Raw genomic sequence first — 981 nt, 5'->3', positions numbered from 1 at the left:
CAGCCCCAAAGCTTTAAGCCCGTTGCTTCAACATCGATCTCTACCGCATTTTCCATGAACGGCTTGCCACATAGACTTGCAACACGCTGCTCTCGGTCCCGCAAGGTCACTGCTGGGCGTAAGCTATGCACCGGCTTACCGTTATGATTAAGGTCAAACCCGACATCAAACCGTCCAAGCGCTTGTCGCTTAACCACCTCTTCAAGATGATTAAACTCGGTCTTCTCAGTACGCATGAATTTTCTGCGCGCAGGCGTATTGAAGAATAAATCTCTAACCTCAACCGTTGTGCCTCGATTGTGGGAGGTAGGGCTAAGTGTTGCATCCATATCTCGACCTTCGGTCTCCACTACCCAGGCCTCTTGCGAACCCTCAGCTTTGGAACTTAGCTGAAGTCGCGATACAGAACTAATACTTGCCAGAGCCTCGCCACGAAACCCAAGCGTCGCGACTGCCTCAAGATCATCGAGAGAGATAATTTTACTCGTAGCGTGACGGCTCAATGCTAGCGGCAAATCATCCTTATCAATACCGTAGCCGTTATCACGTATTGAAATACGCTTGATGCCTCCACCTTCAATACTAATCTGAACGCGGTCACAACCGGCATCTAATGCGTTTTCAAGCAGCTCCTTTACAACAGACGCCGGTCTCTCAACCACTTCACCTGCAGCAATCTGATTCGCCAAACGGGCGGAAAGTTTGTGTATTTTAGACATGACTATTGGGAGAATTGAATGTGCACAAAGTGTAACACGCGCACCAATGTTTTCTAAGCGCCAAGCACCCCAATAAAGCAGCGTATATAGGGTTATTTCAAGCCAAAAAAACGAAAAAACACTCTAAGAGCGCGGTAAAACCAACTGCTGTCCAACCTTAAGAACATCTGAACGTAGCTTATTTAATTGACGCAACTGACTGACACTCACCGCATAGCTTGCGGCGATGTGCGACAGGGTATCGCCACGCTTGACGGTATAA

General features: G+C 48.2%; 2 protein-coding genes. Both read right to left on the bottom strand.

From position 1 onward, the window contains the following. The coding region (gene mutL, locus A3750_RS20940; protein ID WP_156498800.1) for a DNA mismatch repair endonuclease MutL at positions 1 to 719 on the bottom strand (719 nt) is incomplete at its 3' end. A gap of 123 nt (positions 720 to 842) precedes the next feature. Next, positions 843 to 981 (bottom strand): LysM peptidoglycan-binding domain-containing protein (locus A3750_RS27165; RefSeq protein WP_156498799.1); only part of this gene is annotated, 139 nt, incomplete at its 5' end.

The organism is Oleiphilus sp. HI0079 (assembly GCF_001635105.1).
This window is presented reverse-complemented; position numbering and strand designations above follow the sequence as displayed.